Genomic DNA, 1,213 nt, shown 5'->3' on the forward strand with positions numbered 1-1,213 from the left:
ATTCCCTGGCAGTGTGGATCTTGCTACTGCCCGTGCGGTGACGATTGATTTCACCGTTCTTGCCACGGGGATGGACCGTGTGATGTTCAAGGAGGGTGATGCGATATTCATCAGCGCCGGTCTCGCTTTGGATGTCGCGCTCGTACTTCACACACAGGATAAGCAGGGGAGTCGACTTGTAGACCGGCCCATCCCCAGGGCATGGACCTGGACCACGCCCGTCCAATTCGACTTGAGCATCCTCGACGTCTATCAGAAGCTGGAAATGGAAGCGCGCTACTCAATCGCGCGCCCGGATTCGCCCTTGGATCGCACCGATTTGTTGTGTGCTGCGACCGCGATCGTGTATCAGTCGCCGCTGTATACCCGTAAACCAGAGGCCTACGCGGAGCTCAAGAATGGTCTGAAAGTGATCGAGTATGGGCCAACTCGCAACGCGAAGGTGGCCCGGGAACGTAAAGCCAACGGTGGCGAGCGATCATCGGCGGAGCTTGCGATCCTGCGAGGCCCGGCACCGGGAGCACACCCTGACAACGCCCAGGCCCGCGCCCACATGACATTCCCGCACGAGTCGGCTCCCGCGGTCGAGCTGTTGCGCGCCGCTTATGACGCCGGCCATGCTTTCGACGACACGGCGGTCGAGTGGGTGAGGCGCTCAGCAACCGAGCCGGAAGCGGCCCGGTTCGTCGCCTGGCTCCTTGACGAGGTAACCACAAACACCGACCCGTCCTGGCGAATCGGCCTCCTCGCACAAGCACCGCTGCTCGCCCAAGCGGTGCGCACGGACGAGGTGTGGCACGCGGACGCGATGATGTCGCTGAACCAGCTCATCGGAAACATCCGGCGCAACAGCACCACCCCCACCCCGGATGAGGCGCGCGAGCATCAACTCGCATCCATCGCCTACCCCTTGTGGGGCAACTGGCCCGTCGACCTCGGCCACGACCGCATGTTCGACATCGAACAGGAACCAGACAACGAGTACCTCATGAGCTGGTACCGCATCTACCTCGCCCTGGCCGGTCTCCCGGAATACATCATCGCCGCCGAACTCACCGCTATCGCCAAGGGAACCGGGGCGCCCTCCCGCGCACGTATCGAGGAACTACGCGGACCAACAGCCGCGGACCAATAGCCACTGAGACATGCGCCCTATCGCCGGGGTCAGCGGGGCGATCGGGTGCTCGCTGGAAATCGGGTTGGGCTCGCAATC

At 62.9% G+C, this 1,213-nt stretch carries 1 protein-coding gene; it reads left to right on the plus strand.

What is annotated here, in order from left to right; translation table 11 throughout:
- On the plus strand, window positions 1-1,135 hold a 1,135-nt coding region (locus tag RMN95_RS06145), incomplete at its 5' end, for a hypothetical protein (RefSeq protein WP_309616061.1).
- Window positions 1,136-1,213 lie beyond the last annotated feature (78 nt).

The organism is Salinibacterium sp., assembly GCF_031364185.1.
GTDB lineage: Bacteria > Actinomycetota > Actinomycetes > Actinomycetales > Microbacteriaceae > Rhodoglobus.